The organism is Nocardia salmonicida NBRC 13393 (genome assembly GCF_001613085.1).
GTDB lineage: Bacteria > Actinomycetota > Actinomycetes > Mycobacteriales > Mycobacteriaceae > Nocardia > Nocardia salmonicida.
This window is the reverse complement of the sequence record NZ_BDBR01000002.1, coordinates 333,600-359,693: the sequence shown is the minus strand read 5'-3', so window position 1 is coordinate 359,693 and position 26,094 is coordinate 333,600. Positions and strand designations below refer to the sequence as shown.

28 protein-coding genes are annotated in these 26,094 nt (G+C 66.7%); 8 read left to right on the top strand and 20 right to left on the bottom strand.

Annotated elements, in window-relative coordinates; genetic code table 11:
• Positions 1-4: 4 nt before the first annotated feature.
• The 5 genes from NS1_RS02290 to NS1_RS02270 all read right to left on the bottom strand — a co-directional run bounded on the left by NS1_RS02290 (position 5) and on the right by NS1_RS02270 (position 7,205).
• Positions 5-1,081: a metallophosphoesterase gene (locus NS1_RS02290; RefSeq protein ID WP_062981494.1), complete on the bottom strand. Its 1,077-nt coding sequence runs from the start codon at positions 1,079-1,081 to the stop codon at positions 5-7.
• Positions 1,082-1,224: 143 nt separating this feature from the next.
• On the bottom strand, positions 1,225-2,451 hold the full coding sequence (locus tag NS1_RS02285) for a hypothetical protein (RefSeq protein ID WP_062981069.1): 1,227 nt from the start codon (positions 2,449-2,451) through the stop codon (positions 1,225-1,227).
• Between the two features lie 135 nt (positions 2,452-2,586).
• Positions 2,587-3,345 (bottom strand): HAD family hydrolase, encoded by a 759-nt coding sequence (locus NS1_RS02280; protein ID WP_062981067.1) that lies wholly within the window; start codon positions 3,343-3,345, stop codon positions 2,587-2,589.
• Positions 3,342-5,699 carry a glycoside hydrolase family 65 protein gene (locus tag NS1_RS02275; RefSeq protein WP_062981065.1) on the bottom strand — a complete coding sequence of 786 codons (2,358 nt, stop codon included), beginning with the start codon at positions 5,697-5,699 and terminating at the stop codon, positions 3,342-3,344. The genes NS1_RS02280 and NS1_RS02275 overlap by 4 nt, the downstream gene beginning before the upstream one ends.
• A gap of 30 nt (positions 5,700-5,729) precedes the next feature.
• Positions 5,730-7,205 (bottom strand): sugar porter family MFS transporter, encoded by a 1,476-nt coding sequence (locus NS1_RS02270; protein WP_062981492.1) that lies wholly within the window; start codon positions 7,203-7,205, stop codon positions 5,730-5,732.
• A 201-nt stretch (positions 7,206-7,406) separates the two neighbouring features.
• On the opposite strand from NS1_RS02270, the gene ppk2 reads away from it, so the two are divergent.
• Positions 7,407-8,342, top strand: a complete 936-nt coding sequence (gene ppk2 / locus NS1_RS02265) for a polyphosphate kinase 2 (RefSeq protein ID WP_062981063.1) — start codon at positions 7,407-7,409, stop codon at positions 8,340-8,342.
• A 5-nt stretch (positions 8,343-8,347) separates the two neighbouring features.
• On the opposite strand, the gene NS1_RS02260 is transcribed toward ppk2, so the two are convergent.
• Positions 8,348-9,085 carry an SCO6745 family protein gene (locus NS1_RS02260; RefSeq protein WP_062981061.1) on the bottom strand — a complete coding sequence of 246 codons (738 nt, stop codon included), beginning with the start codon at positions 9,083-9,085 and terminating at the stop codon, positions 8,348-8,350.
• A 134-nt stretch (positions 9,086-9,219) separates the two neighbouring features.
• On the opposite strand from NS1_RS02260, the gene NS1_RS02255 reads away from it, so the two are divergent.
• Positions 9,220-9,963, top strand: coding sequence for an SIR2 family NAD-dependent protein deacylase (locus NS1_RS02255; RefSeq protein ID WP_062981059.1), 744 nt, complete (start codon positions 9,220-9,222; stop codon positions 9,961-9,963).
• Positions 9,964-10,198: 235 nt separating this feature from the next.
• A complete protein-coding gene (locus NS1_RS02250) occupies positions 10,199-11,302 on the top strand; it encodes a glycosyltransferase (protein ID WP_062981057.1) in 1,104 nt (367 codons plus the stop codon).
• Position 11,303: 1 nt separating this feature from the next.
• Here the strand turns inward: NS1_RS02250 and NS1_RS02245 are convergent, their stop codons facing one another.
• Both NS1_RS02245 and NS1_RS02240 read right to left on the bottom strand, forming a co-directional pair.
• Entirely contained in the window at positions 11,304-12,002 is a 699-nt protein-coding gene (locus NS1_RS02245) for a GNAT family N-acetyltransferase (RefSeq protein ID WP_373864322.1), read from the bottom strand.
• A gap of 94 nt (positions 12,003-12,096) precedes the next feature.
• Positions 12,097-13,008, bottom strand: coding sequence for an NAD(P)/FAD-dependent oxidoreductase (locus NS1_RS02240; RefSeq protein WP_062981056.1), 912 nt, complete (start codon positions 13,006-13,008; stop codon positions 12,097-12,099).
• A 99-nt stretch (positions 13,009-13,107) separates the two neighbouring features.
• Between NS1_RS02240 and NS1_RS02235 the strand changes: the two genes are divergently transcribed.
• Complete coding sequence (locus tag NS1_RS02235) at positions 13,108-13,605, top strand: MarR family winged helix-turn-helix transcriptional regulator (protein WP_062981054.1); 498 nt, start codon at positions 13,108-13,110, stop codon at positions 13,603-13,605.
• A gap of 12 nt (positions 13,606-13,617) precedes the next feature.
• On the opposite strand, the gene NS1_RS02230 is transcribed toward NS1_RS02235, so the two are convergent.
• On the bottom strand, positions 13,618-14,835 hold the full coding sequence (locus NS1_RS02230; protein ID WP_062981052.1) for a helix-turn-helix domain-containing protein: 1,218 nt from the start codon (positions 14,833-14,835) through the stop codon (positions 13,618-13,620).
• Between the two features lie 175 nt (positions 14,836-15,010).
• Here NS1_RS02230 and NS1_RS02225 point away from each other — a divergent pair, with 175 nt between their 5' ends.
• From NS1_RS02225 to NS1_RS02215, 3 genes are all read left to right on the top strand, one after another.
• Complete coding sequence (locus NS1_RS02225; protein ID WP_062981050.1) at positions 15,011-15,214, top strand: hypothetical protein; 204 nt, start codon at positions 15,011-15,013, stop codon at positions 15,212-15,214.
• A gap of 184 nt (positions 15,215-15,398) precedes the next feature.
• Positions 15,399-15,638: a winged helix-turn-helix domain-containing protein gene (locus NS1_RS02220; protein ID WP_062981048.1), complete on the top strand. Its 240-nt coding sequence runs from the start codon at positions 15,399-15,401 to the stop codon at positions 15,636-15,638.
• A gap of 265 nt (positions 15,639-15,903) precedes the next feature.
• Complete coding sequence (locus tag NS1_RS02215) at positions 15,904-16,263, top strand: hypothetical protein (RefSeq protein WP_062981046.1); 360 nt, start codon at positions 15,904-15,906, stop codon at positions 16,261-16,263.
• On the opposite strand, the gene NS1_RS02210 is transcribed toward NS1_RS02215, so the two are convergent.
• The 8 genes from NS1_RS02210 to NS1_RS02175 all read right to left on the bottom strand — a co-directional run bounded on the left by NS1_RS02210 (position 16,243) and on the right by NS1_RS02175 (position 22,974).
• A complete protein-coding gene (locus NS1_RS02210) occupies positions 16,243-16,512 on the bottom strand; it encodes a hypothetical protein (RefSeq protein WP_157125067.1) in 270 nt (89 codons plus the stop codon). The two genes, NS1_RS02215 and NS1_RS02210, sit on opposite strands and share 21 nt — an antisense overlap.
• Positions 16,499-17,743: an MFS transporter gene (locus NS1_RS02205; protein WP_062981042.1), complete on the bottom strand. Its 1,245-nt coding sequence runs from the start codon at positions 17,741-17,743 to the stop codon at positions 16,499-16,501. The genes NS1_RS02210 and NS1_RS02205 overlap by 14 nt, the downstream gene beginning before the upstream one ends.
• 89 nt (positions 17,744-17,832) lie before the next feature.
• On the bottom strand, positions 17,833-18,120 hold the full coding sequence (locus tag NS1_RS02200; RefSeq protein ID WP_062981040.1) for a hypothetical protein: 288 nt from the start codon (positions 18,118-18,120) through the stop codon (positions 17,833-17,835).
• Positions 18,121-18,143: 23 nt separating this feature from the next.
• A complete protein-coding gene (locus NS1_RS02195) occupies positions 18,144-18,446 on the bottom strand; it encodes a hypothetical protein (RefSeq protein ID WP_062981038.1) in 303 nt (100 codons plus the stop codon).
• Positions 18,447-18,498: 52 nt separating this feature from the next.
• Positions 18,499-19,059 (bottom strand): DUF4334 domain-containing protein, encoded by a 561-nt coding sequence (locus NS1_RS02190; RefSeq protein WP_062981036.1) that lies wholly within the window; start codon positions 19,057-19,059, stop codon positions 18,499-18,501.
• A 14-nt stretch (positions 19,060-19,073) separates the two neighbouring features.
• On the bottom strand, positions 19,074-20,738 hold the full coding sequence (locus tag NS1_RS02185) for a GMC family oxidoreductase (protein WP_062981033.1): 1,665 nt from the start codon (positions 20,736-20,738) through the stop codon (positions 19,074-19,076).
• Positions 20,735-22,183 carry a flavin-containing monooxygenase gene (locus NS1_RS02180; protein WP_062981031.1) on the bottom strand — a complete coding sequence of 483 codons (1,449 nt, stop codon included), beginning with the start codon at positions 22,181-22,183 and terminating at the stop codon, positions 20,735-20,737. The genes NS1_RS02185 and NS1_RS02180 overlap by 4 nt, the downstream gene beginning before the upstream one ends.
• The gene (locus tag NS1_RS02175; protein WP_062981030.1) at positions 22,180-22,974 is read right to left on the bottom strand and encodes an alpha/beta fold hydrolase; all 795 of its coding nucleotides are present in this window, start codon (positions 22,972-22,974) and stop codon (positions 22,180-22,182) included. Before NS1_RS02175 ends, NS1_RS02180 begins: the two co-directional genes overlap by 4 nt.
• A 140-nt stretch (positions 22,975-23,114) precedes the next feature.
• Here NS1_RS02175 and NS1_RS02170 point away from each other — a divergent pair, with 140 nt between their 5' ends.
• Positions 23,115-23,774 carry a TetR/AcrR family transcriptional regulator gene (locus tag NS1_RS02170; RefSeq protein ID WP_062981028.1) on the top strand — a complete coding sequence of 220 codons (660 nt, stop codon included), beginning with the start codon at positions 23,115-23,117 and terminating at the stop codon, positions 23,772-23,774.
• 18 nt (positions 23,775-23,792) lie between these two features.
• On the opposite strand, the gene NS1_RS02165 is transcribed toward NS1_RS02170, so the two are convergent.
• The 3 genes from NS1_RS02165 to NS1_RS02155 are packed head-to-tail and all read right to left on the bottom strand — an operon-like array spanning position 23,793 to position 26,006.
• Positions 23,793-24,422 (bottom strand): TetR/AcrR family transcriptional regulator, encoded by a 630-nt coding sequence (locus NS1_RS02165; protein ID WP_062981026.1) that lies wholly within the window; start codon positions 24,420-24,422, stop codon positions 23,793-23,795.
• A 25-nt stretch (positions 24,423-24,447) separates the two neighbouring features.
• Positions 24,448-25,536 carry an NAD(P)-dependent alcohol dehydrogenase gene (locus NS1_RS02160; RefSeq protein ID WP_062981024.1) on the bottom strand — a complete coding sequence of 363 codons (1,089 nt, stop codon included), beginning with the start codon at positions 25,534-25,536 and terminating at the stop codon, positions 24,448-24,450.
• A complete protein-coding gene (locus tag NS1_RS02155; RefSeq protein WP_062981022.1) occupies positions 25,536-26,006 on the bottom strand; it encodes a DUF4334 domain-containing protein in 471 nt (156 codons plus the stop codon). The genes NS1_RS02160 and NS1_RS02155 overlap by 1 nt, the downstream gene beginning before the upstream one ends.
• Between the last annotated feature and the right edge of the window lie 88 nt (positions 26,007-26,094).

Sequence of the window (26,094 nt, the reverse complement as noted above, 5' to 3'; positions counted from 1 at the left end):
AGTTTCAGCCGAGTCGTCGGTGGAAGACCTCGGTGCTCGCGCCCGAGGCGGGGTCGACGGTGAGCACTGTCAGGTTCACCGAGTCCGCGGTCAGGTCCATGACCATGAACCCCAGTTCGTGCTGGGTCTCGAACAGCGCGCTGTGCCCACCGGTCGTCAGAGCCGGCTGACCGCCCGCGGTCTTGCCCGCCGCGCCCGACACGATCTGGCGGGTGCCCTTGGTCGCCGGCGTCGGTTCGAGCACCTGCAGGGTGTGATCGTGGCCCGAGAGCAGAAACGACACTTTGCCCAGCACATGGTTTTCGAAGAAGCGTTTGGCGTGGACGCCGTTGATCGGCTCCACCGGCAGACCCTCGTAATTGCCCGCGTCACCGTGCGGGCCGTTGCTGATGTAGGCCTGGTGGGTGCAGGCGATCTTCCATTGCGCGGTGGACTCGGCGAGCGCGGTGTCGAGCCAGGCGCGCTGCTCGTTCATGTACGGCCCGTCGACGGCCCAATACGGGTCCAGGAACGGCGGGATGTAGGCCGCGAGGGGATTGATATCGAGCACGAAGAACTCCACGACCGGGTTCTGTTCGGGCACGCGCACCGAGTAGTAGCGGCTCGGCATCCACCAGCGCGGCGACTTCGCGTGATAGGCCACCTCGAAGTTGCCACGCGCCAACCAGCCGCCGTCGCCGGGGAACACCGAGCTGGTGTCGTGGTTGCCGAGAACCATGGCCCACGGAAAGTCCAGTCCCGCATTGGGATTCTCGAATTTCGTGGCGAACTGTTCGTCGTCGGGGCCGTGGGGTCCGGTGTCGTAGATGTTGTCGCCCAGACCCACCGCGAGCGAGAACGGGCGGCGTGCGTGGAATTCTCGTGCCGCGTCGGCCACCGCCCACTGGGTGCGGGTGCCGGTGCCCGCGTCACCGGTGACCAGCACCCGGACGCTGCCCCCGGCCTGGGGCGCGAACTTGGGCACCTCGGCAGGCACCGCCGCCGCGGGCGTGAGCCCGACCAGCGACAATCCCGCGGCGACACCGGCGGCGCCCGCCAGAACTTCACGACGGCCGATTCCGGACGAGAACTGATCGTGCATGGTCACCTTCTGGGTTGTGGCTCTATTGGACAACTGACCTGATCGAAGCACAGTGACATGATCGCGACGCCGCCGCAGCCTAACGGGCGCACCGGCGAAGCGATCGTCAGCCTCGTGCGCATGTCGGCGAAGCGGGGCTTCGCCTAGACCGCGCACATCGATTGGATGACACCGCGCACGATCGGCGCACCGTAGTCGGTCGGCGCGAACACCAGTTTCTGCACGATCGACAGCGGCGTGGTGACCGTGTCGGCCACTCCGGCGAACCCGGCGACGCTGGTGCCCGCCGAGAACAGCAGGCTGGTGATGTCGAGGGTCAGGGTCGCGAGGTCGAAGGCGTTCTCGACCTGGACCTGCGCCAATGGCACCGTGTCGAGCGCCGTGCCCGCGGCGAGGTCGGCGCCGAGGTTGGCCAGGAAGGTCAGCGGACCCAGATCCAGGGCCTCGACCAGCGGGCCCAGGTCGTCGGCGCGACGCATCAGCATCACTTTGGCCACCCGATTGCTCGCCAGGAACTCCTGCAACGCGTCGGCGGCCTCGTGCATCGCGACGCGGTCCAGGGCCACGGCCCCACTGTCGAGGAAGGTCCGTGCGCGCTCCACAACCGCGGCCAGGGTCAGTTCCGCGACGGGCGTGCAGGTGCCGTCGGCGTTCATGACCAGCGCGGCCAGGTCCTCGATCGGCTGGGGTACGTGCACGGGCTCGATGACAGGTTCGCCGAGTTCGAGCGGCGGATACACATTCGGCGCCACACAGCCCGCGTCGATCGAGTCCTGCACCGCGCGCGCCAGCGCCTTGGTCCCGGTGAACATCGCACCGACCACCGGCTTGAGGAATATTCCGACGGTGGGCACCATGCCCGCGACGAGCTTGGCCGGGATCTTGACGATGCCGGTCGCCAGGATGAATACCTCGATGGCGTCGTTGACGCTCAGCTGCGAGACCGACATCGTCTCGTCGATGCGCCCGGTGCGCACCGCGTCCAGGCCGTTCACCAGGTAGGTGACGATCGGATCGTCGAGTTCGGCCGGTCGCGTGCCGACCTGTTCGGGACGCATGGGCAGCCCGTCGCGATGCACGCGCAGCGCGGCGATCCCGGCCCGGAAATCGGCGACCCGCTGGTCGTAGGCGAGCAATTGCCCGGGCCCGACGGTCCCGCGCAGCACCGATGCCGCGGCGGTCACCACGTCGTCGAAAGTCGGTGCGCCGCTGACACACAGGGTCGCGCCGTCACTGATCGGCGTCGTGGCCAGCGCCTGGGAAGCCTCCGCCTGTGCGGTGCCGGGTACGAGCATCATGCCCGTCACAAGGGCCAGTGCGGTGAACGAACCGACGCAGGGCGTGACGCGGCGGGGCAGGGGTATTCGCATGCGCGGTGATCTCCGACCAGGGGGCGACAGGGTGATTCGTGCGATCCGAACCTATTGCCGCCTGGTTTCCGAAACATCCCCGTTCACATGAACACTTGCCCAACTTGGACACACGTTCAGTTTACGTCGGGTAACTCAACTGTTCCCTGACGCCGCTGACCTGCGCCGCTCGATCCGATCCTCGAGCAGGTCCGCCAAGTCGCTGACGACGACGTCGGCGCCCCCAGCCCGCAACGCCGCCGCTCCGATCCCCCGGTCGACCCCGATCACCCGAAATCCGCCCCGACGCCCCGCCTCGACCCCCGCCACCGCGTCCTCGATCACCACCGTGCGCACCGGGTCCACCCCCAAAACCTTTGCGGCCGTAAGGAACATGTCCGGTGCCGGTTTGCCCGCGAGGTGTTCGTCCTGGGCGACGACACCGTCGACGACCACCGCGAACCTGTCCAGCAGACCCGCCGCGCCCAACACCAGCACCGCGTTGCGCGAGCTCGACACCACCGCCATCGGGATGCCGGCCGCGTCGAACGCGTCGAGCAGACGCAACGACCCGGCGAACACCTCGACGCCGTCGCTGCCGATGATCTCGGTGAAGCGAATGTTCTTGCGGTTGCCCAGCCCGTACACGGTCTGGGCGTCGGGCGGGTCCGCCGATGTCCCGTCAGGCACTGTCACACCACGGGAGCCGAGCACCGACCGCACCCCGGCCGCGCGCGCCTTGCCGTCCACCAGCGCGAAGTAGTCGGCGTCGGTGTAGGGGGCCGCTTCGGGGGCGACTCTCGGCAAGAACTCGGTGAACAGCGCCGACCAGGCCCGCCGGTGCACCGCCGCGGTGTCGGTGAGCACGCCGTCGAGATCGAACAGCACTGCCTGCGCGTCGAAGACGCCCGTCATGAGGCCTCGACCTCGACCACGACGCCGGGTTGCAGCGTCACCGGCTTGCCCCACACGGTGATCTGCGCGGCGGGCCCGTCGCCGACGAGCTCGAATCGCGCGTCCCGGTTCCCGAGGTCGGCGCGCACCGTGCGCCCGCGCCAGTGCACCGAGAACCGTAAGCGTTGCCACGATGTCGGCAATGCGGGCGCGAAACGCAACCCGTCGGCGGTGGCCCGAAAGCCCCCGAAGCCGTGCGTGGCGACCTGCCAGGTGCCCGCCGCCGACGCGATGTGAATTCCCTCTTCGGTATTGCCCTGGTTGTCGTCGAGGTCGACGAACGCCGAGCGCCCGAAATACCGTTCCGCCGTGCGGGAATCGCCCACCTGCAAACCCACGATGGCATGGATCGACGGGCTCAGCGAGGACTTGTGCAGCGTGCGCTGCTCATAGAACTCGTAGTTCAGCCGCCGGGTTTCCAGCGAATATTCGTCGGGCAGCATATGCAGCAGCATCACCACATCGGGCTGTTTGAGCAGTGAGGTGGCCTCGCAGTCGAAAGGGGCGTAGCCGAGCGGGTATCGCGGCATATCGTTGTCGTCCCATTCGACGATGGGCACGACAGTGCGCTCGAAATAGCCGTCGAACTGTTCGATGACACCGCAGTCGGGATCGGTCGGTGCCCGCAGCCGGGCCGCGGCGGCGAGCCACTGCGCCGGTTCACCCTCGTCGAGCCCGATCGAGGCCATGAGCTCGCCCAGCTGTCCGGGCCGTTCTCGCGACATCCGCTCGTAGACCGCCGCCGCCTGCTGCAGATGCCAGTGCACCAGCTTGTTGGTGAACGCGTTGTTGTCGACGTGGGAGTGGAACTCGTCCGGTCCCATCACCATCCGGATCACGAGCCGGTCGCCCTCCTCGGCGCACCGCTGCACCCAGAAGCGGGCCGTCTCGAACAGGATCTCGGCGCCCTCACCGAACAGATAGTCGTCGTCGCCGGTGACGGTCGCGTAGCGCATGATCGCGTAGGCCACATCGGCGGTGATGTGGAGTTCCTCTTCGCGGGTGTAGAAACGGTCCTTGCCGTCGGGGGTGTACTGCGGACATTCCTCGCGTCCGGTGTCGGCCGATTCCCACGCGAAGCGCGCGCCCCCGGTTCCGTTGTCGGCGGCCACTTCCCGCGCACCGGGCAGGGTGTGGTGGCGGTAGCCCAGCAACGCGCGGGCGGCGCGCGGCTGGGTGAACAGGAAGAACGGCAGCAGCATCACCTCGGTGTCCCAGAAGACATGGCCCCGATAGCCTTCGCCGGACAGCGCTTTCGCGCCGATGCTCACGGTCGGGTCGTCAGGGTCTGCGGCGATGAGCAGGTGATAGATCGCGAACCGCAGCGCCTGGGTGACCCGATCGTTGCCGAGTACTTCGCAATCGGCGACGGCCCATACCTGATCCCACGCCGCCTGGTTCGCCGCGGCGGCGGCATCGAAGGAGCTCGTCCGCGCGAGGGTGGCCATTGCGCGCTCCCGCGGCGGGGTCAGCGCCCGGTAGTCGCGGCTGGTGGCGATCCCGACCAGCTTGTCGACCCGCGCGGATTCGCCCGCGCCGGTGTCGAATTCCCATTCCATCTCGATGGCGTCGTGTCGGCACCGTTGCCGACGCCGCCGACCGGTTGCCGAGCAGGTGAAGGCATAGGCCAGATCCACCCCGCTGTCGATGGTGCGGCTCTCGACGATACCGACTTCACCGGCGAATCCCGCACCGACCGACACCAGGTGGGTGGACTTGGCCCACTTGTCCCACTTGCGTTCATGGCCGAACGTGGCCTGCTCGCGATAGGTCGGCAGCCGTTCGAGGTTGCGCCGGTTGGCATCGATACCGGTTCGCACCGTCACCGTTCCCGCCCGATCCAGACAGCTCACCTCGATCCGCAGACAGCACAGGTCACGATCGGCGGTACTGGCGAACCGTTGGGTCCGCAGCCGGACCCGCGCACCGTCCGAGAGCGCGAACACGGTGTCGCGGTGCAGAACTCCGTGGCGCAGATCCAGTTCACGACGGTGCTCGATGACCCGCGCCGACTCGGTGTCCAGGCGTACGCCGTCGACGAAGACCTCGCTGTCGAGCCAATCCGGCGCGTTCACCAGATCGATGACCGGCGAGTCGTGAGCGTCGTAGACACCGGCGAGGAAGGTGCCCGGCAACGCCCCGGTGTGGCGTTCCTCGAGCGAGCCTCGGGTTCCGAGGCGCCCGTTGCCGACGGTGAAGATCGACTCGAAGTAGTTGGCGCGCGCGGGGTTCCAGCCGTCCTCGACCACCGACCAGTTCGCCGGGGTGGGTCGGGCCTGTGCTCGCCGCGCGCCGTCGGGACCGAGAAGATACATCGCGCTGCCTTCCTCGTCGGGCGGGTGGGGTCAGGCGCCGGCGGTGGGGCGTTCGAAGCCGGTGGCTTCGTCCATGTCCTCGAGGGTCATCCCCTTGGTCTCGGGCACGAACTTGGCGACGAAACCCAGCGAGAGCAACGCGAACATCGCGTACATCCCGTAGGCGAACCCGAGCGAGAAGGTCTTCAGGCTGGGGAAGGAGACGGTGATCGCCCAGTTCGCCGCCCACTGACCCGCCGCGGCCAGCGACAGCGCGGCGCCCCGGATCCGGTTGGGGAACATCTCACCGAGCAGCACCCACACGACCGGGCCCCAGCTCATGCCGAAGAAGACGACGAACAGGTTGGCCGCGACCAGCGCGATCGGGCCCAGCGCGCCGTTGAGGTGCGGTTCCATGACGCCTTCGGCATCGGGCACCTGATCGGCGCTGCCGAAGCAGATCGCCATCGTGGCCAGTGTGACGGTCATGCCGATCGAGCCGGTCAGCAGCAGTGGTCTGCGCCCGACCTTGTCGATGAGCATGATCGCGACAATCGTGGTGGCGATGTTGACCACCGAGGTGAACACGCTGATCAGGAACGACTGGGATTCCTCGAAGCCGACGGCCTCCCACAGCACGTTCGAGTAGTAGAAGATCACGTTGATGCCCACCGCCTGCTGGAACACCGACAGCATCAAACCCACCCAGACCACCGGGTAGAGCCCGCCCGTGGGACGGCGCAGGTCCTTCCAGGACGGTTTGGTGTCGCTGCGCAGGCTCTCCTCGATGCGGCCGATCGTGAGCTCGAGGTTCTTCTCGCCGAACAGCATCGACAGCACGCGCCGTGCCTCGGGGATCTTGTGGGTGGCCACCAGGTAGCGCGGCGATTCCGGAATCGTGGAGGCCAGCACCCCGTAGACCACGGCGGGCACCACCATGGACAAGAACATCCAACGCCACGCTTCCAGCCCCCACCACAGCGTCTCGCTCGCACCGCCCGCGAGGTGGGCGAGCACGTAGTCCACCAGCAGTGCCAAGAAGATGCCGAGCACGATGGCGAGCTGCTGCAGGGACCCGAGCCTGCCGCGGATGCGCGCGGGCGAGGTCTCGGCGATGTAGGCCGGGGCGATGACCGAGGCCACGCCGACACCGACACCACCGATCACGCGGCCGATGACCAGGATCCAGACGTTGGGCGCGAAGGCGGTGACCACCGCGCTGATGAAGAACAGGACCGCGGCGATCTTCATCACCTTGAGCCTGCCGATACGATCGGCGATCCGGCCCGCGGTCATCGCACCGGCGGCGGCACCGAGCAACGCGGAGGCCACCGCGAAGCCGAGAACGGCGTCGGCGACATCGAATTCGGATTGGATCGCCGAGACCGCGCCGTTGATCACGGCACTGTCGAAGCCGAACAGCAATCCGCCCAGCGCCGCGACGGACGCGATCCGGATCACGCGGCTGCTCGATCCTTGGCCGTCGGAAGGGGCGGGCTGGGCGGTGAAGGCGCCTCCATCGTGCATCGGCTTCATCCTCTCCACGGCAGGCATCATTGCCTCGCGAGTAGCAGCGTGAATCAGCTCACAGTGTCCCCCGAATAGGGTGCCATCTGCAGGAACGCACGATATCGAGCCCATATCGCCGTGTTGCCGTCGTGGGAGTTTCGCTCCGGCGGGCACCGCGTGTTCATCTGAGCGACACGCACACCATTTAGCGTCGCAGGGATGACCGATGTCGAGATTCGCCCGATCCCCCGTGATGTCAGCGAGATCGCCGATCTCGCGACCGTCGTGAACCTGGCCGACACCACCGGATTCACTGTCGACGACAGCGACGACGACGATCCGATCCTGCTCACCGAGCCCGGCGGGCTGCTCGTCGACACCTGGCGCGAGGGCTACCCCTACGACGAGCGCCTCTCGCGCCTGCAGTACGACCTCGACAAGCGGTTGCTGCAGATCGAATTGTTGAAGTTGCAGAACTGGGTCAAGGCGACCGGTCGCCGCGTGGTCATCGTGTTCGAGGGCCGTGACGCCGCGGGCAAGGGCGGCACCATCAAACGGTTCATGGAGCACCTCAATCCGCGCGGGGCCAGGGTGGTGGCCTTGGAGAAGCCCTCCGTGCGCGAATCGACCCAGTGGTATTTCCAGCGCTACGTCGAGCACCTGCCCGCCGCGGGTGAGATCGTGCTGTTCGACCGGTCCTGGTACAACCGTGCCGGTGTCGAACGGGTGATGGGTTTCTGCACGCCGGAGCAGCATCGGCGGTTCCTGGCGCAGGTGCCGCTGTTCGAGCGGATGCTCGTCGACGACGGCATCGACCTGGTCAAGTTCTGGTTCTCGGTGTCCCCACTCGAGCAGCGCACCCGCTTCGCCATTCGCCAGGTCGACCCGGTGCGGCACTGGAAGCTCTCGCCGATGGACCTGGCCTCACTCGACAAGTGGGATTCCTACACCGCGGCCAAGGAAGAGAACTTCGAGCACACCGATACCGACCACGCGCCGTGGATCGTGGTCAAGAGCAACGACAAGAAACGCGCCAGGCTCAACGCGATGCGGCATGTGCTGAACGGGTTCGACTACGACAACAAAGATCTCGAGATCGTCGGCACCGCCGACCCACTGATCGTGGGCCGCGGGCGCGACGTCATCGGTTCCTGAACGTTCTAGCGGCTCAAGGCCACTCGGTGCGCTTGCAGCATCAGCGCGGCGAGTTCGTCGCGTTCGGACTCGTCGAGGACCTCGAAGCAGGGTGCGATCAGCTCGTCGGTCAACTTCTCGGCCGCCTCCCAGCGCACCCGCACATCGTCGGTGATCGTCTCGAACGGTTCGGCCCAGCCGAGAAATTTCGCGTGGCCGGGTCCGTCGTAGATCGGTGATCCCGCGACCAGGATCGCTTGCAGCGGGGTGAGCCCGTTGGCCATCACCGCGATCAGGTGCAGGCCACCGCGGAGTTCGCGCAGCACGTGCGTGAGCTGCAAGACCGCGGCCCGCCCGTCCTCCGGCACCGGCAGCGCCCGCCACCCGGCGAACAACGGCACCCCGGTGCAGGGCGCGGCGTCGACCACGCGTCGCAGCAACTCGGCGAGCCGGTCGGCGTGTTCGAACGCGGCGAGCTTGCGCTGTCCGAAATCGCGACACGCGAGCATGTAGCCCTCCGCGGCGTCGGCGGCAGGCATCGGCACCGATTCCCACGCCGCCCGCACGCCCGCGGGTTCGAAGAATCCGAACGCCGCGGTCACGACATCGGCGTCGACATCACCGAGGACCCCGCCGCGCCCGCGCGTGTAGGCGCCCTGGAACCCGGCCACCCCGGTCGTATCCCCGAACACCCTGGCCTCGCGCGAGATCATGAATGCCCCACCGAGTTCGAGTACCTGCTGTTTGACCGCTGCCGACGTCATTCGTCTGCCACCTTCCGCTGTAGTCCACTCCAGGCAGACTTTAGCGCCCAATAGTCAGATGCGACAGCCCTTCGCCGACACCACGACCGAAATCCCGTCGACCGCGGTGTTCGACCGGCCCTACGCTGGAGCCCATGACCAACCAGCTCGTCGCGATCCTGTCCGGCGCCGGTGTCTCCACCGACAGCGGAATCCCGGACTACCGTGGCCCGGCGGGCCTGTGGCAGCGCGACCCCGACGCACAGAAGCTGGTCACCTACGACTACTACATGGCCGATCCCGACATCCGCCGCCGATCCTGGCTGATGCGCGGCGAACACCCCGCCTGGCGCGCACAACCCAACCCCGCGCACGAGGCCGTCACCGCACTGGCCGCGACCGGCACGGCGGTGCGCGTGATAACCCAGAACGTCGACGGGCTGCACCAGCTCGCCGGCCTGCCCGACCGTGAAGTCCTCGAATTGCACGGCAATGCCCGCACCGTGCTGTGTACCTCCTGCGATGACCGCACCAGCACCGAGCAGGCCCTCGACCGCATCGCCGCGGGCGAACCCGACCCGGCCTGTCTGCGCTGCGGCGGCATCCTCAAAACCGCGACGGTCATGTTCGGCCAGGCACTGGACCCCGAGGTGCTCGGGCACGCCATGGAGATCGCCCAGGCCTGCACCGTTTTCATCGCCGTGGGCACCAGCCTGCAGGTCCAGCCCGCCGCGTCGCTGGCCGGTGTCGCCGCCGAACACGGCGCCCGCCTGATCATCATCAACGCCGAACCCACCCCCTATGACGACCTCGCCGACGAGATCATCCGCGAACCCATCGGCACTGCCCTGCCCGCCGTGCTGGCGACGCTGGCCGCGAACCGTGCCGGGCACCGCTAGGCCGCCCCCCAGCGCTGTGCGCCGACACCCCTTAGGCTCGGATACATGACCGTCGACACCGGCATCGACAGCCGGAAGGTGTGGCTCACAGTCGAATTCGTCGCCCTCTTCTTCGGCCTGGGCGACTTCTTCTATCACGGCGCCGCGGCCTCGTAGTCGTTGAACCATCGGTGCGGCGCCTTCGTATCACTGGGACAGGCCGAGCCCGCGGCCGCCATGCGATGACGGAGACCGGATGCGAGTGCTGTTCGTGGCCATGCCGTTGATCGGGCATCTTTTCCCGATGATGCCGTTGGCGCGGCAATTACGCGAGCGTGGGCACGAGGTCATGGTGGTTACCGGCGGCGATGCCGCCGCGGTGGTGCGCGCGCAGCTACCGGTGGCCGATGTCGCCCCGCCGATCGACTATCTGCGGGCCGCGGTGCGTGGGTTGGGCAGCCATCCGGTGCTGGCGTGGCGCTCGGGGAAGGGAATGGCGGATGCGCGCGGCGGTGCCCATGTTTTCGCTGTCACCAATCGGCCGATGATCGAGCCGCTGCTGCGTGCGGCCACCGAGTTCGGGCCGGAGGTGATCGTGCACGAGCCGTTCGCCTCGGCGGCGGCGATCGTCGCCGATCGACTCGGGGTTCCCACGGTCCTGCACAACATCGCTCTCGACAACGGCACCGTCATCCGCCGTGAGTTGCTGCGTCTACTCACTGACATCGCCCCGCCCGCACCGGCGGCCACGTTGTCCATCGCCCCGCTCAGCATCGTCCGCGTCGAGGGCCGCCCGCTGCGCTACACCCCGTACTCGCCCCCCGGTGCGGCCACGCCCGCGTTCCTGCGCGAACCATCGACTCGTCGACGCATCCTTGTCACCCGTTCGACCATGCTCGGGGACGGTCCGGACACGATGCTGCGTGCGATCGTGCGTGCGGCCCCCTATGTCGATGCCGACATCGTGATCGTGCGGCCGGATCGAAAGACGGTGCGTACCACCACCCTTCCCGCGAACGTCCACACGACCGGCTGGATCGCCCTGCACGAAGCCCTGCCCCACTGCACGGCGATGGTCAACCACGCGGGCGCCGGTTCGGTCTATGCGGCCCTGCACGCGGGCGTGCCCCAGATCGCCACACCCGCCCCCGGGGATCGCGCCTGGAATGCCCTCGCGGTGCAGCGACGCGGCGCCGGACTGTCGGTGCCTGCCCGCTCGATCACCGCCGACCATCTCAATACCCTGATCGACGATCCCGACCTGGCGCGCAACGCTCGTGCGGTCGCCGCCGAGATCGCCGCGATGCCCGATGTCAGCCAGATCGCCGACGAGCTGACGCAATTGGTCACCACCCATTGACCTACGGAGCTTGGACCAGCGTCAGCTTCGACTTCTCCCGTACGGTGAAACCCAAGGTCTCGTACAAGCTGATCGCCGAGGTGTTGTGCGCGACCGCATGCAGAAACGGCGTCTCACCCCGCGCCCGAATTCCCGCCCCGACCGCCCGAATCAACCGCGACGCGAACCCACGCCCCCGGAATTCGGCGTCGGTGCACACCGCGCTGATCTCGGTCCATCCCGGCGGATGCAGCCGCTCCCCCGCCATCGCCACCAACCGACCCTCGACCCGCAACCCCAGATAGGTGCCCATCTCGATGGTGCGCGGCGCATACGGCCCCGGTTCGGTCCGCGCGATCAGCTCCAAGATCTCGGGAACATCAGCGGCAGTGAGTATTTCGAGCTCGGGATCGACGGCGACCCGCAACCCCGCACCTTCCATCTGCACCGTGTCGAACTCGGCGAGCACCGTCCACTCCGGCGGCAGAACATGCCCCAACCCTCGTATCCCGGCACTGCCACCCGACCCGAGCGCAGTCCCCAGATCAGCCCAGTCCTGCGCGTCCAGGACGGCCGGATGCCCGACGAACCGCGCCACCTCCGGCTCATACCGCCCGATCCGCCCCGTCCAGTGCGCGAACCGACTGTGCTCCCCACGCAGCGAGGCCCGCACCGGATCATCCAGCGGATGCACCGCGATCTCGACGTCGACCGTCACCACACCCTCCTAGCCACCGAACCCGACCGCCGAAACGTTAGCCGAACACACAATCACCGGTCACCGGTTGCACTCAGCACGATTCCGACCCCTCCGCCTACGACAGTGCGCGCTGGATGTCTTGTTCGAGCAGATAGTGGTTCACGGCCACCGCAGCCCTGGATCCCGCGGCCGCGGCGTGGATCAGTTGCGCAGGCGAATCGACGACATTGCCCGCCGCCCAGACACCCGGCACGCTGGTGCGGCCCGTGGCATCGACCGCCACCCAGCCATCCTCGCCTACCGAGCACCGCAACCGGGTCAGCAACTCGCCACGAGGGCTGAAACACGGCCCGACGAACACCGCCGCGCGTGTAATGACTTGCCCCGAGGCGATTTCCACGCCGTGCAGTTCACCGTCACGCACGACAACTTGCGCGATATCTCCCTCGACGACTCGAATGCCACGCGCGGACAGACGGCGTCGCTCGTCACCGGACAGGTCGATCTCTCGCGGGAAGAAGGTGACATCGTCGGACCACTGACGCACCAGAGAGGCTTGGTGCACGGAGAACGCTCTGTTGGCGCCACCCAGCACAGCAAGCGGTTGGTCTCGCACCTCATATCCGTGGCAGTACGGGCAGTGCAGGACCCCCTTGCCCCATTGCTCACGAACTCCCGGGATCGCAGGCAGTTCATCGCGTAGGCCGGTCGCCACGACAACCGACCGCGCCGTAATAACCTGTCCAGCCTCGGTTTCGACCGAGAAGCCGAACTCTGCCTCGGCTATGTCGACAACTCGACCACCCAGCAACTGTGCGCCGTATCGCAGCACTTCGGTCGTGCCGACCGCCAGCAACTCCGCCGGTGTCGCGCCGTCGCGGGTCAAGAACCCATGTGCGGTCTCGGCAGCCATGTTCCGAGGCGCACCGGAGTCGATGACCACTACCCGGCGGCGAGATCGGGCCAGAACCAGCGCTGCGCCGAGACCTGCTGTGCCCCCGCCGATCACCACTACGTCGTGAAGCATGGATCCCCCTCGTAACAGCTCGCCCCCAGGGCAGTGTCGCCATCAGGGGTACGCTCCCGAACGTACCGAATTGTTAATTAGTTTACAAAAGGAGCGTCGATGGCCGAGCGATCACTGCGAGACCGAACGTGCGATCTCTGGCGAGACCGGAATCCCGAACTCGACACCTCCGCGATGGTGGTAGTTGCCCAGGTCAAGCGCATCTCCGCGCTGCTCGACCGGGCCGTGGAAGACATCTACGCCGAGGCGAACATCACCGTCGCCGAGGTCGGACTCCTGGTTCCCTTGCGCTATGCCGAGCCACCACTCACCGCGATCCGACTCGCAGAACATCTCGGAATGTCGCGAGCCGGCGTCGGCAAAACACTCACCAAACTCGAACGCCGCGGCCTGATCACCCGCACCCAGAATCCGACCGATCGACGATCAACCTCGATCCACCTCACCACGGCCGGAATCACGCTGATCGACGAGGTATTCCCCCGTGAAATCGAGGCCCACACACAACTCCTGGCCGACCTGAATCACGAACGCCCAACAGTGCTGCAGGGATTGGACCGCCTCGCCCGAAGCCTCGAAGCTCGAAGCGACCGCTGAGTCCGAACATTGTCAGGCCGCCACGCCAACGCGCTGGCACAACTCCCGCACGTCCTTCGTCATGCCGACCGGTGGGCGCTTCGACAACTCGAGCAACAGATCCTTCGCGAACCCGTTGAAGCCGATCGTCTCCGGTGCGGTGCGGTGCGCTTTGTCCAACAGTGCCAGCACAGCGGCACCCTCGTCGCGCTGGCCGTAGGCGCGGGCGACCTCGATCAGATGACGCGATCTGCGTGGAACCGACACGATCGTGTCCTCTTCGAGCGCACGCGCAGCCCGCAGCGCTTCACCGGATCGACGCAGATCCACGCCGAGGGTGACCGCGTTCGCGCCCTGCACGGCCTGCCCGAAGCTGGTCTGGATGTGGCGGTAGTCGGGGCCCAACTTTCGCGCCCAGCGGTCGGCGCGGTCCCATGCGGCCCACGCATCACCGTGTCGGCCGCGGCGAGCCTGCACCAGGGCCGCCTCCGCCTGCAACGCACCGGTGATGCCCCGCCAATCGTCGGGGGTGTCATCGCGATCCAGATAGGGGGCGAGGATTTCAGTGCCCGATTCGATCAGATCGAGCGCCTCATCCCACCGGCCCGAGTCTCTCAGCGCTTGCACCATCGACCACGAGGACGCGGCGACCAGGTACGGGTCGTCGGCTTCGTACGCTTGCTCCAATGCTCGGTCAGCGACCATCCATACCAACGAACTGTCGCGCTGATAGGCCACGAAAAAGTCCACCAATTGGTAGACACCAGCCAGAACTCGACGCGCCTGCCGTCGACCCGAGCCTGGTGTGCGCGCCGCCTCCTGGGCATCGCGAATCAAGCTCGGCAGAATGGCGCCGAGCTGCGTGCGGTGATCTGGGCTGGCGTGCCGGACCTCCCACGCCAGGCGCAGCCGCTCGGCAAGGTGCGCGACGTTGTGTGCACGGCCGGGCGACGGCCGACGAAAGTCTGTCAGTGCGGCTTGAACGTCGCCGAGGGACTTGTGCCTTGCCCCTGCGTAGAGATTCACCGAGACAGCGTGACCGTTGCCTGTCAGCTCGGCGAGGTCTGCCAGCCCGAGGGCGTCGGCGATAGCCAGCAGCATCGGCAGTTTCGGCGGTTGTAGGACCCCGTTCTCGATCTGTTTCACCCAGTCCGACGACCGGTTGATCCGGTCGCCGAGCACAGGCCGACTGATCCCCGCGCGCTCGCGGTGGCGTTTGATACGCAGCCCGATGGGTGCCTGATCTTCCATATTCCGTACCCCTTCACGGCGGGCTGGAAATGCAACGCGTCCAGTCTAGGTGGATAGGGGGCGAAATCCTCCCCGTCCGGCCTCTTGGTCGACCTTAACGTTGCGGCACATCAACCGCCGAGCCACTAGCAAGTCCGCTCGACATTCCCGATTCCCGCCGTGAAGGGAAACACCAATGACCACACTTGAATCCAGGATCCTCGCCGCACTCGCACCGGGTGGCATGCTCACGATCACGACGATCGCCCGCAACGTCAAGTCAACGAAGTGGGCGACCATCCGAGCAGCTACCGCGTTGCAGCGCAAGGGTTTCGCCTTCAAGAATCGTCGCGACGAATGGCAGGTCACCATTGCAGGTCGGAAGGCGACTACACGATGAACGCTCTCCTTCTCTGTGGCCGTGACCCTGGTCCGCTGACTGTCGAACAAGCGCATCGGGCGATGCAAGTCCATCTGGAATGCGCGGTCGATACCTGCCGGAGTCGGCGCCGCGCCAGAAACACGCTGGTGGAACAGAACCGGATGGTCCTCGACGGACGCGCACAGCAGGCAGGGGGCTCGTGATGAGCGAGGATCACCTGACCCACTGCCAGGACTGGATTTTGACCAGCCTGTGCCGGTTCTCCCCGACCGCGCCGATCACCACACCTGACCTGGCCTCGAAGTTGAGCCACTCGGTAAGCCGCACCGAGGTTTACCTGGAACAGTTGGTCGAGATGGGATTGGTTCGTGTGCAACACGTTTCGGGTGAGCCGGCGTGGCGGCCGTCCAGCGACGGCCTCACGATCGGCACCGTAGTATGAGCACGCTTGCGGTGGGTCCGACATTTCCTTGGTTCGGCAGCATCGTAATGACGCACAGCGGTGGTGTTCCACCGGTTTTCGAGCAGACACGCGACTCGTTGCCCGCCCGGTCGACCGTGGCCATCCATCGGCCGAATCCCTACCTCCCCCACCGATTTCCGACCGCCGACCACTGTTTGACTCTGCGCGAGGCGGGCATTCGCACTGAGCTAGGACAAACCTCTACCGGAGGGACCGGGTCGTGTTCACACATCTACGAGGGGCCATGTTGATCGGGCTGCTGGTTGTTGCCGGCTGCGCCACCAGCACCGAGGCGCCGGATCCCGGGTTGCCGCCGTCGCCCGCGGGCGCACCGGAGATCTCCGATGCGGCCGGCGTGCACCTGTGCGAGATGCTGGCGCCGGATCTCGATAATTGGCGTCAGCAGGGGTTCAATGTCGCGCGGGTGTCGTTCAACGCCACGGTGCAGAACTGGGCGGCGCGCAGCGGAGGCATCAATATCGCGGTGGTTCGCAATCGCGAGGTGATCGATACGGTCACGCTGAAGCACTGCGTTGATGTGCGCCAGCAGGCTTTGCAGGCTCTGGATGTGCCGAATCTGGCCTCAGCGCTCGCCGGAGCCTGAGGCAGCCGCGGCGGCCGAGGTCTCCTCGATGCCCTCGGCCCCACGGCGCCGGTCGCGCAAGACCAGCACGCCGGCCGCGACCGCCCAGATCACCGCGAACGCGACCGCGCGCATCAGACTCCAGTTGACCATCAGCATCACGAGGGCGACACCGGCGAACAGTGTCAACAGCCGACCGGTACTCGTCTGACCTTTCATCGCCAGATCATCCCACGAACCCACCGACCCGCCGCCCTCAGCTTTCGGCATGCACGGGCGAACTCTCGTCGCGGATGCGTGGACGGCGAGTGGTCCAGGCCAGCGCGGGCACGATCAGCAGCGCGATCCCGGCACCGAGCAACGCCAGACCCGGGTAGTCGGCGAATGCCACGACGACCCCGGATCCGAGCCCACCCCCGGCACCGGCGATAGCGATGCCCACATCGACAGTGCCCTGCGTGCGCGCACGGGTGGCGACCGGCGTCGCATCCGCGATCATCGTCGTCCCCGCGACCAACCCCAGATTCCAGCCGATCCCGAGCAGCCCGAGCGCCACCGCCAGCGCCGCCACCGAACTCGGCGGGGCGAGTGCCGCGGCCGAACCGGCGGCGACCAGCGTGCCCGCGGCGGCCACGGCCACCAGCCCCGACCCGAATCGATCGACGAGCACTCCCGACAGCAACGACGGTAGATACATCCCCGCGACGTGCACCGCGATCACGAACCCCGCCGCGCCGACACCGTGCCCGTGCTGCTGCATATGGATCGGGGTCATCGTCATGACCGCGGCCATGACCAACTGCGTCACGATCATCACCGTCGTCCCGGCCACGATCGGCGCCGACCACCGCGTCGGAGCATCCGGCACAACAGCCTCGCCGGGCGGCTCGACGAGGGTGCGGGCGAGCACGAGCGGGTCCGGGCGCAACATCACCCACAGCACCAGCGCCGCGAGCACATAGGCCATTCCGGACAGCACGAACGGACCCGACAGCGCTGGAATGCCCCACCGCACAGCCGTATTCGACATCGGCGTCGTGAGATTGGGCCCGACCACCGCTCCCACCGTCGTCGCCACCAAGACCGTGCTGATGGCACGCGCCCGATGTGCGGGCTGCGCCAGATCGGCGCCGGCGTATCGCGCTTGCAGACTGGTCGCGGTGCCCGCCCCGTAGACGATCAGCGAGACGAACAGCAGCGGCAGGCTCTCGGTCACCGCGGCCGCTACCACCCCGAAACTTCCCAGGCCGCCCGTCAGGTACCCGAGCGTGAGGCCCACCCGACGCCCGCCCCGCTGCGAGATCCGACCCACCCCGACCGCGGCGGCAGCCGACCCGACGGTGAACATCGCGCTGGGCAACCCGGCCAGCCCGGTGGAACCGAGCATTTCTTGCGCCAGCAGCGCGCCGACGGTGATTCCCGCGGCAAGCCCCGCACCACTGAAGATCTGCGCCGCGACCAACACCGCCAGCGTGCGCCGTTGCGCGGGATGCTCACTCATGGGCATCACACTGCGACATAAGTGGACGCAGGTCCAGTTATTAGGACGTCGAAGTACCGAGCGCGTCCCGCATCACCGAGACGCCGCGCTCAACGCAAGTAGGGTCCCAGCGCGATGTTCACCTCGGACCCGACATCCTCGATCGAAATGATCGGCCAGATCCGACCGGGCAACATCGTCCCCGCGGCCGTGGCGTAGCCGACCACATCCAGCGCAGCGCTCCCGTCGTCGTCATGCAGAATCCCCGCCGCGGTGCGCACACCATCGGAGAACACCACGTCGAACTCGTCGGCTATCCGATCGGCGCGCACCACCACGCCGGGGAACAGATGCGAATAGTCGACGGTGATCCGTCCGGGCTCGACACATTCGTCCATCGGCGTCCTCTCGTTGTCCGACGTCAGTGACCACACGGATCCGTGAGATGCAGTCCCTCACCCACCTTGATCCGGCGATGCTCGGCGAGCACGATCCCGATACCGAGCAGCAAACACACACCAGTGAGAATTCCGGCGATCACCGCCCATCCGACAAATCCGGAACCGGCGGCCGTCAGGGTGGCCGCGAGCATCACGATGCCGATCCCGACGAGCAACAGCCCCGGCCAATTGAGCGAGTCCTGGACCAACTCCCCCGCATGCGAGCGCGTCGTGCGTTCGGTATCGGGAAACTTGTGTTGATGGGGATCGATGTAGTCAGTCATGGCACGGCCTCCTTTCGATGAGGGTTCTCCCCATCCGGCGCGTACCCCCGATTCACTCGGGCAAACGACCACCCTCGTGCGTGTTCTCGCGAGCGAGCACGAAAAAGTACGGCTCGGGGAAATCGCGGTAATCCATCAGGCCCAAGACTGTGTCGTCGTCGACCCGGCGGAATACATCGATGATCGCCCGATGGTCGTACACCATCGCCGTGGTGACGACCCCGCGATGCTCGACCGAGCGCAACCGCGCCCGATAGTCGCGAGCGCGCAACGCCGGCTTCAACACCCCGAGCAGTCCGCGACCCCGGTCGACAATAGAGATCGGCACCTTGCCGACCAGACCCAGCGGCACCTTCTGCGGATCGACAGCGAAGATGTCGCCCGTCCGGTCACGGAACAGCAGCGGATGCACACTGTCGACGCCGTCGAACTGCTTGCCGTACCACCCCGATGCCACGAGCAGGCCGTCCATCGGATGCCCGGTGGCCAGCTCGCGACCGTGCCAGCGGCCACTGAGCTGGGACGCGGGCACCGGCGGCAGACTGTCGAACAGCGCCAGCGCCGCCTCTTGGGAACAGACAGGTTCGAGCGCGGTGAGTTGGTCGATCGTCATGAAGATCCTCTCTCTCAGGCAGGCAGTCGGAGCGCGCCGGGCGCGGTCGCGGGCACCGCGGGACGTTCCGGGGCGACCGGACTGATCCGCTGGTAGGCGGCACCGAGATCAGGACGCGGATCCGGCTCACCCTTGTTGGGCCAGAACGCCATCGCACGCTCGGCCTGCGCGGTGATGGTGAGCGAGGGGTTCACGCCGAGATTGGCGGTGATCGCGCTGCCGTCGGCGATGTGCAGGCCGGGATGGCCGTAGACGCGCTGGTAGGGGTCGATCACGCCGGTATCGCGGGAGTCGCCGATGGTGCAACCACCGATGTAGTGCGCGGTCGCGGGGATATTGAAGATATCGGTGGCGATGTTGCCGGTGATGCCGTCGGACTCGGCCGCGTAGCGCCGGGCGATATCGTGCGCCATGGGAATCCACTCCGGATTCGGCTCACCACTGCCCTGTTTGGTCACCAACCGCTTGCCCTTCAGATACGAAGTCAGCGAATTGTCCAGCGATTGCATGACCAGCAAGATCACCGACCGCTCCGACGCACCGTGCGCGTTCTGCGAACGCAAGAATTGCACCGGATGCAAAAGAATCGTCAGCAACAGCCGCAGGAATCGGAACGCCCCGCCGTCGATCATCGGCACCGTCTGCACGAACAGCGCGTTCTGACCCTTGCCGTAGGTGCACACCTCCACGTGCGTCTGCGGTTCCGGGTGAATGGACGACGTGATCGCCACACCCTGAGCGAAGTCGTGGCGGGACTTGCTGGTGACGCCGATGATCGCCTCGGAGTTACTGCGCGTCAGCTCACCGAGCCGCGAGGACAACTCCGGCAGCGTGCCGTCGCCCCGCAGCTTGTGCAGCAACTTCTGGGTGCCGAGCGCCGCCGCCGCGAACACCACCTGCTGGGCGGTGAACGTGCGACGCTGCTTGCGCACCCAACCGTTGGACTGCACCGTCTCCACGCGATAACCGCCGTTACCGTCGGGGGTTACCGCCGTCACCGTGGTCAACGGATGCACCTGTGCGCCGTTGCTCTCGGCCAGGTGCAGGTAATTGAGCGTGGTGGTGTTCTTGGCATTGTGCTTGCAGCCGGTGAAGCACTCCGAGCAGTGGATACACCCCGCCCGGCGCGGACCGGCGCCGCCGAAGTACGGGTCATCGACCTCCACGCCCTCGGAACCCTCGTTGAAGAAGACACCGACATGGGTGCGATGGAAGGTGTCGGCGACCTTCAGATCCCGTGCGACCTGCAACAGCACGTCGTCCTTCGGCCCGATCCGCGGATTCTCCACCACGCCCAGCATCCGCGCGGCCTGGTCGTAGTAGGGCGCGAGCTCGGACTTCCAATCGGTGATGTGGGCCCACGCGCGATCGCGATAGAACTCCGGCAGCGGTTCGTAGAGCGTGTTGCCATAGATCAGCGACCCGCCGCCCACGCCCGAACCGCTGAAGACCAGGCACTTACCCAGCGCGCTGATCCGCTGCGGTCCGGTCAGACCCAGGCGCGGCGCCCAGATGGCCTTGGGAATGTTCCAGTTGGTCTTCGGATAGTCCTCGGCGTTCCAGCGCCTACCGGATTCGAGCACACCCACCCGATAGCCCTTTTCGGTCAGCCGCAGCGCGGTCACGCTGCCACCGAAACCGGAACCGACGACGATCACGTCGTAGTCGTAGTCGTTCATCGTGACACCACCTCATAGTCGGCGGGATCGAACCGCGCCTGTTTCTTGTATTGGATTCCGAGCAAGGGCCAGTTGGTCGTGATGCGGCCGTCGGCCTGGCGATACCACGACGAACACCGGGTCCACACGCTTCCGGTGAGCTGCGCCTGGATCCGCTCGTCGTAGGCCTGTTCCACGTCCGGACGAACCGTCAGCGCGCGACCGGACGCCGCGAGATGGGCGACATAGTCGCCGAGGTACTTCGCCTGCGCTTCCAGGAAGTAGATGATCGAACCGCCACCGGTATTGGTGTTGGGGCCGTACATGATGAACAGGTTCGGAAACCGCGGCACGGTCATCCCGTAGTAGGCGTGCGCGCCGCTGTCCCACTCCTGCGTCAGTTCCCTGCCCTGCGCGCCCGTGATGGTCATCGGGGCCAAGAACTCCGTGCTGGTGAAACCGGTGCCCCAGATGATGACGTCGACCTCGTGGTCACGCCCGTCCACGGTGCGCACACCCGAGGGGGTGATCTCGGCGATCCGCTCGGTGGTCACCTCCACGTTCGCTTCGGCCAGCGCCGGAAGATAATTGTCGGAGAACAGGATTCGCTTGCACCCGACCGGATAGTCCGGCCAGACCTTCTCGAAAAGACCCGGCTTGGCCTTGGTCTGCCTGCGCATATGCCATTTCGACACGGCCTTGATCGCGGCGGCGAGAGGTTTGGAATACACCCAGGCGACGCTGAGCCCTTCGACCACGCCGTACCAGGTCGCGCGTTCGGCGAGCTCGGTCACCGGCACCTTCTCGAACACCCGGTGATGGCGCTCGGAGAACTCCCGATCAGGGCGCGGGATGATGTAGGGCGCGGTCCGCTGGAACAGGGTCAGCTTCTCGACCTGTTGTTGCACCTCGGGAACGAACTGGATCGCGCTCGCCCCGGTGCCGATGACAGCCACACGCTTACCGGTCAGGTCGATGTCGTGATCCCACTCGGCGGAGTGGAAACTACTGCCGCCGAAGCTGTCTCGACCATCGATCGCCGGCACGGCGGGCCGCGACAGCTGCCCGACCGCCGACACCAGCACATCGACCACCACGGTGTCCCCGCCACTGAGCCGGACGGTCCACTTACCGGTGGCGTCGTCGAACGCGGCGCCGAGCACCTCGACACCGAAGCGGATATGACGGCGGACATCGTATTTATCGGCGACGTGCCTGATGTAGTCGAGAATCACCGGCTGCCGTGAGAATCGGTGCGGCCAGCGCGGATTCGGTTCGAAAGAGTACGAGTAGAACGGGGACGGCACATCACAGGCAGCACCGGGATAGGTGTTCTCCCGCCAGACGCCACCGACATCGTCAGCCTTCTCGAACACGACGATGTCATCGAAGCCGCGCTTCTTCAGTTCGATGACAGCAGCCAAGCCGCCGAACCCGCTGCCGATGACTGCAATGGACGGGGTCATGAGGTCCCTTCGAGAACGATGCGAGCACAGGTATCGGGGTCGTCGCTGAACGGGAGGTGCCCGCAGCCGGGAAGGTCGAGATGGCGCGCGAACGGCAACACCACGCGCGCACGCGCGCTCTGGGTGCGGTGCACGAGCACGACGTCGCGGGTGCCCCATGCGATCGTCACCGGAATTTCACCCAACGAGCCACGGTCGTCGCCGGGATCGAGGACGTAATTGCCGAAGTCGTCGCGGGCGGCCGCGAAGGAGGTGGCACCGGCCAGCCCGGCCAAGTCGCTCCGAGCGGCATCGGGGTCGACGCGGACCGGGTGACCGAACATGCTCGAGAGCAGGATCCTGCGGCCCGCGGGGTATTCGACCAGCCGGTCCAATGTCGGCCCGGCGGTCCGGGCGGCACCACGCATGCTGGTGAGCAGGACCTGAGTCCACCGCCGTCCGACGGGCCCGTAGAAGCCGACCGGCGAGAACGCGGTGACTCCGGACGCGACTCCGGTGCGACCCAGTTCGATGGCGATGCCACCACCCATGGAGCTGCCTACCACGTGCGGGCGTCGAATTTCGTTGTCCACCAGCCAGCGCGTGAGCCAGGCGGCGTACCCGCGCGGACCCGGCCGGACATCGTCGAGCGCCGGCGAGTCACCGAAACCGGGTAGGTCGATCGCGATTACCTCGTGCTGATCGGCCAGTAGGTCGATGATCGGCGCGAAGACCTGCCAGCGACTGCCGAGGCCGTGCACCAGCACGATCGGCGCACCACTACCCCGGCGGAGGTGAGAGATCTGCGTCATCGCAGCCTTTCATCCAGAGAAACAGTTACTGCGTACGGTATGTTGATTGCACCAGCTTGATCCACCGTCGTCAAGGGGTGACCGCCGACACATTTCACCCAATCTACCGAATCTTGTCGGCAGGACGTACGATTTCTCAGGTGACCGTGCAACCACCGCGCCGCACCCAGGCCGAACGTCGGGCATCGACCCGCGCCAGAATCTTGGCCTGTACTGCCGAATGCCTGCTCGAACGCGGCTACGCGGCAACCACCGTCAGCGCGGTCCAGGAACGCGCTGGGCTCGCCCGCGGCACCGTGCAGCACCACTTCCCCACCAGAGCCGAACTGCTCATCGCCGCCACCACCGAAGTGGTCGACATCCGGCTCGAGAAATTCCGACGCGAAGCCGAACTCCTCCCGCCCGGCCGCGACCGACTGCAATCCGTCGTCGACCTCGCCTGGCGCGACCTCAACAGCCCCGCCTTCTTCATCGCACTCGACCTCTGGGTCGCCGCGCGCACCGACACCGAACTCCGCGACCAGCTCGTCACCGAGGAACGTCGCGTATTCACCGAAATGCGCAGGCTCTACCTGCAAGTACTCGGCGAGCCCTATGCCTCGGACCCGCGCGCCGAGTTCCTCGTCGAATTCACCATCGACATGCTCACCGGTCTCTCGATGACCGCCATGCTCACCGGAACACTCGGCGAACGCGAGGCGGTACTGCGCCGATGGAAGCGCGCCCTGGCGGTACTCGCCGGTCAGCTCCCCAGCGATGAACTCCTCGACGGAAGCCCATTGCCGATCGGGGCGAGCTGACCGCTCGCGACGTCGTTTCTAGTCGCCCGAAGTCTCCACGCCGGACAATCCGTTCCAGCACAGCGCCACGACAGTGTCGACAGCCTCGACCATCGGAATCGGACGACCCGTGTCGAGCCACTGCCGAGCCGCGAGGTGGCTCGCGCCCACCACCCCGAACGCGCACGCGTAGGCACGGACGTCGTCCATACCCGCGGCGCGCAGCTCCGCGCTGACCAGCACCGCGCATTCACCCATGGCATTGCGCACCCGCCACCGCACACACGGCTCACTCGGCACCGGCGACTCGAAGACCAGGGTGTGCCCACCGGCGTCCTCGTCGACGAAATCGAAATAGGCCAGCACCGCGCGGCGCACCTTGTCCTCTTGACCGTCGGCGTCGGCCAGCGCGTCCCGGATACCGTCGACCATCCGGTCCAGATAACCCTGCAACACAGCGAGATAGAGATCGAGCTTGCTCGCGTAGTGCGTGTACAGCACCGGCTTGCTCATCCCGGCCCTGATACCGATGTCGTCCATGCTCGCCCCGTGGTAGCCGTGGGCGACGAAGACCGAACGCGCGGCGCTCAACACTGCGAGTCGTCGCTGGGTGCGGGCAGCCGTCTCGGCGCCCTCGACAGCCGGGGCGTCGTCGAAGAGAAGTGTCATGGGGTGTCCGAGGATTCGAGGGTACTCACCATGTGAGCACCGGTTTGACGACAGCGCCCGCGCGCTGGTCGGCCAGCGCGGCACCGACCTCGGTGTGCGGGTACCGAGCGATGAGGCGCTCGACCGGGAAGCGACCGGTCGCGTACAGATCGAGCAGCTGGGGAATGAAGGCGGCAGGCACGCTGTCGCCTTCGAGGCAGCCGCGAATCACCTTACCGTGCAGCACGATATCACCGATATCGACCGGTGGCGCGCCACGGCCGAGACCGACGGCCACCACCGTGGCACCGACAGCGAGCGCGGCGACGGCATCGCCGAGAACAGCGGCGACACCGGTCGTATCGAGCGCGTGCGTCGCACCGCCATCGGTGAGTTCGCGGATACGTGGCGCGGTGGGCCCGTCGGCGGGATCCAGCGCCACGTCAGCGCCGAGCTCGACAGCCAGTTCCCGCCGCGCGGCAGATGTTTCGACAACGACCACGCGCACGTCGGGAATCGACCGAGCAGCGAGCAAACCTGCCATCCCGACCGCGCCCGCCCCGTACACAGCGACCCACGCACCCGATTCCGGGCGCAACGCGTTCAGGACAGCGCCCGCGCCGGTCTGGAACCCGCAACCGAACGGCGCCGCCACCGCGAGGTCGATCGCGGGGTCGATCACGATCGTGTTGTCCTCAGTGGTCAACGCGTAGCCGGCGAAACTCGACTGACCGAAGAATCCGTCCAGCACCGGAGAACCGTCGACAAGCGCCCGGGGTGTGTCGTGCGCGCGCCGTCCGAATTGGTTGAGCGCGGTCGCGCGGTGGCAGTAGGCGGGACGACCGGCCGCGCAGTTGCGACAGGCACCGCAGTGCCGGAAGGTCAGCACGACATGATCGCCGGGCCGGACCGTACGCACGTCGGATCCGACCGCCGCGACGACGCCCGCGCCCTCGTGTCCGAGCAGAATCGGACGATCCGCGGCACCCGCGCGGCGACTGACCAGATCGGTGTGGCAGATCCCGGCGGCGACGATCCGCACCAGGATCTCCCCGGCACGGGGCTCGTCGACCTCGATCGGCTCGATCGAGAACTCCGCCGACGGATCGCGCGACAACACCGCCGTTGTGCGCATCAGGCGACCCGTTCCAGCAGGAAGTAGAAGTATTGGCCGCGGGACAGAACCAGTTCGGGGCGCCCGTTCATGATGCCCATCAAGGTGGTGTCATCGAGCCACTTGAAGTGGTCGAACACCGCGCGGCCGTCGTAGACCATGGTCGCGGTGACCTCGCCGCGGAACTCGACATTCCACAGGGTCGCTTCGCCCTGTCCCAGCTCGACATTCGAGAACAGGGTGCCGTCCTCGGCTCGGCACATCAGCGGCTTGGCGTCGTCGAGAGCGAGGAAATTCTTGCCGTACCAGCGGCTGGCAGGCAGCGCGCGGCACAGCGGGTGACCGGTCTGGAACGCGTCGCCGCGCCATTCACCGAGGATCTCCTCGGCTCGAGCCGGGCGTAGCCGGGTCCACAGCTGGTCCAGATCGGCAGTATCGACACCGTCGGTCTGCTCCCTGAGCTGCTGCCACCGTGGTTTGTCCGCGCTCATCAAAGCCCTCGTCTCACAGAGTTCAGAACCGTCCGGTTCACATGGGACCATAGTTCCGAACCAGATGGTTCGGCAAGGGGTACGCTTC

Excerpts from the sequence above, each read along its gene's own strand:
- NS1_RS02230 (WP_062981052.1), bottom strand. The coding sequence starts at position 14,835 with ATGGAAGATCAGGCACCCATCGGGCTGCGTATCAAACGCCACCGCGAG.
- NS1_RS02210 (WP_157125067.1), bottom strand. The coding sequence starts at position 16,512 with ATGCCGAAAGCTGAGGGCGGCGGGTCGGTGGGTTCGTGGGATGATCTG.
- NS1_RS02155 (WP_062981022.1), bottom strand. The coding sequence starts at position 26,006 with ATGAGCGCGGACAAACCACGGTGGCAGCAGCTCAGGGAGCAGACCGAC.
- NS1_RS02240 (WP_062981056.1), bottom strand. The coding sequence starts at position 13,008 with ATGCTTCACGACGTAGTGGTGATCGGCGGGGGCACAGCAGGTCTCGGC.
- NS1_RS02290 (WP_062981494.1), bottom strand. The coding sequence starts at position 1,081 with ATGCACGATCAGTTCTCGTCCGGAATCGGCCGTCGTGAAGTTCTGGCG.
- NS1_RS02190 (WP_062981036.1), bottom strand. The coding sequence starts at position 19,059 with ATGACGATCGACCAACTCACCGCGCTCGAACCTGTCTGTTCCCAAGAG.
- NS1_RS02250 (WP_062981057.1), top strand. The coding sequence starts at position 10,199 with ATGCGAGTGCTGTTCGTGGCCATGCCGTTGATCGGGCATCTTTTCCCG.
- NS1_RS02235 (WP_062981054.1), top strand. The coding sequence starts at position 13,108 with ATGGCCGAGCGATCACTGCGAGACCGAACGTGCGATCTCTGGCGAGAC.
- NS1_RS02220 (WP_062981048.1), top strand. The coding sequence starts at position 15,399 with ATGAGCGAGGATCACCTGACCCACTGCCAGGACTGGATTTTGACCAGC.
- NS1_RS02275 (WP_062981065.1), bottom strand. The coding sequence starts at position 5,699 with ATGTATCTTCTCGGTCCCGACGGCGCGCGGCGAGCACAGGCCCGACCC.
- NS1_RS02280 (WP_062981067.1), bottom strand. The coding sequence starts at position 3,345 with ATGACGGGCGTCTTCGACGCGCAGGCAGTGCTGTTCGATCTCGACGGC.
- NS1_RS02160 (WP_062981024.1), bottom strand. The coding sequence starts at position 25,536 with ATGCGCACAACGGCGGTGTTGTCGCGCGATCCGTCGGCGGAGTTCTCG.
- NS1_RS02225 (WP_062981050.1), top strand. The coding sequence starts at position 15,011 with ATGACCACACTTGAATCCAGGATCCTCGCCGCACTCGCACCGGGTGGC.
- NS1_RS02195 (WP_062981038.1), bottom strand. The coding sequence starts at position 18,446 with ATGACTGACTACATCGATCCCCATCAACACAAGTTTCCCGATACCGAA.
- NS1_RS02165 (WP_062981026.1), bottom strand. The coding sequence starts at position 24,422 with ATGACACTTCTCTTCGACGACGCCCCGGCTGTCGAGGGCGCCGAGACG.
- NS1_RS02260 (WP_062981061.1), bottom strand. The coding sequence starts at position 9,085 with ATGACGTCGGCAGCGGTCAAACAGCAGGTACTCGAACTCGGTGGGGCA.
- NS1_RS02200 (WP_062981040.1), bottom strand. The coding sequence starts at position 18,120 with ATGGACGAATGTGTCGAGCCCGGACGGATCACCGTCGACTATTCGCAT.
- NS1_RS02270 (WP_062981492.1), bottom strand. The coding sequence starts at position 7,205 with ATGCACGATGGAGGCGCCTTCACCGCCCAGCCCGCCCCTTCCGACGGC.
- NS1_RS02180 (WP_062981031.1), bottom strand. The coding sequence starts at position 22,183 with ATGACCCCGTCCATTGCAGTCATCGGCAGCGGGTTCGGCGGCTTGGCT.
- NS1_RS02205 (WP_062981042.1), bottom strand. The coding sequence starts at position 17,743 with ATGAGTGAGCATCCCGCGCAACGGCGCACGCTGGCGGTGTTGGTCGCG.
- ppk2 (WP_062981063.1), top strand. The coding sequence starts at position 7,407 with ATGACCGATGTCGAGATTCGCCCGATCCCCCGTGATGTCAGCGAGATC.
- NS1_RS02255 (WP_062981059.1), top strand. The coding sequence starts at position 9,220 with ATGACCAACCAGCTCGTCGCGATCCTGTCCGGCGCCGGTGTCTCCACC.
- NS1_RS02175 (WP_062981030.1), bottom strand. The coding sequence starts at position 22,974 with ATGACGCAGATCTCTCACCTCCGCCGGGGTAGTGGTGCGCCGATCGTG.
- NS1_RS02215 (WP_062981046.1), top strand. The coding sequence starts at position 15,904 with ATGTTGATCGGGCTGCTGGTTGTTGCCGGCTGCGCCACCAGCACCGAG.
- NS1_RS02185 (WP_062981033.1), bottom strand. The coding sequence starts at position 20,738 with ATGAACGACTACGACTACGACGTGATCGTCGTCGGTTCCGGTTTCGGT.
- NS1_RS02285 (WP_062981069.1), bottom strand. The coding sequence starts at position 2,451 with ATGCGAATACCCCTGCCCCGCCGCGTCACGCCCTGCGTCGGTTCGTTC.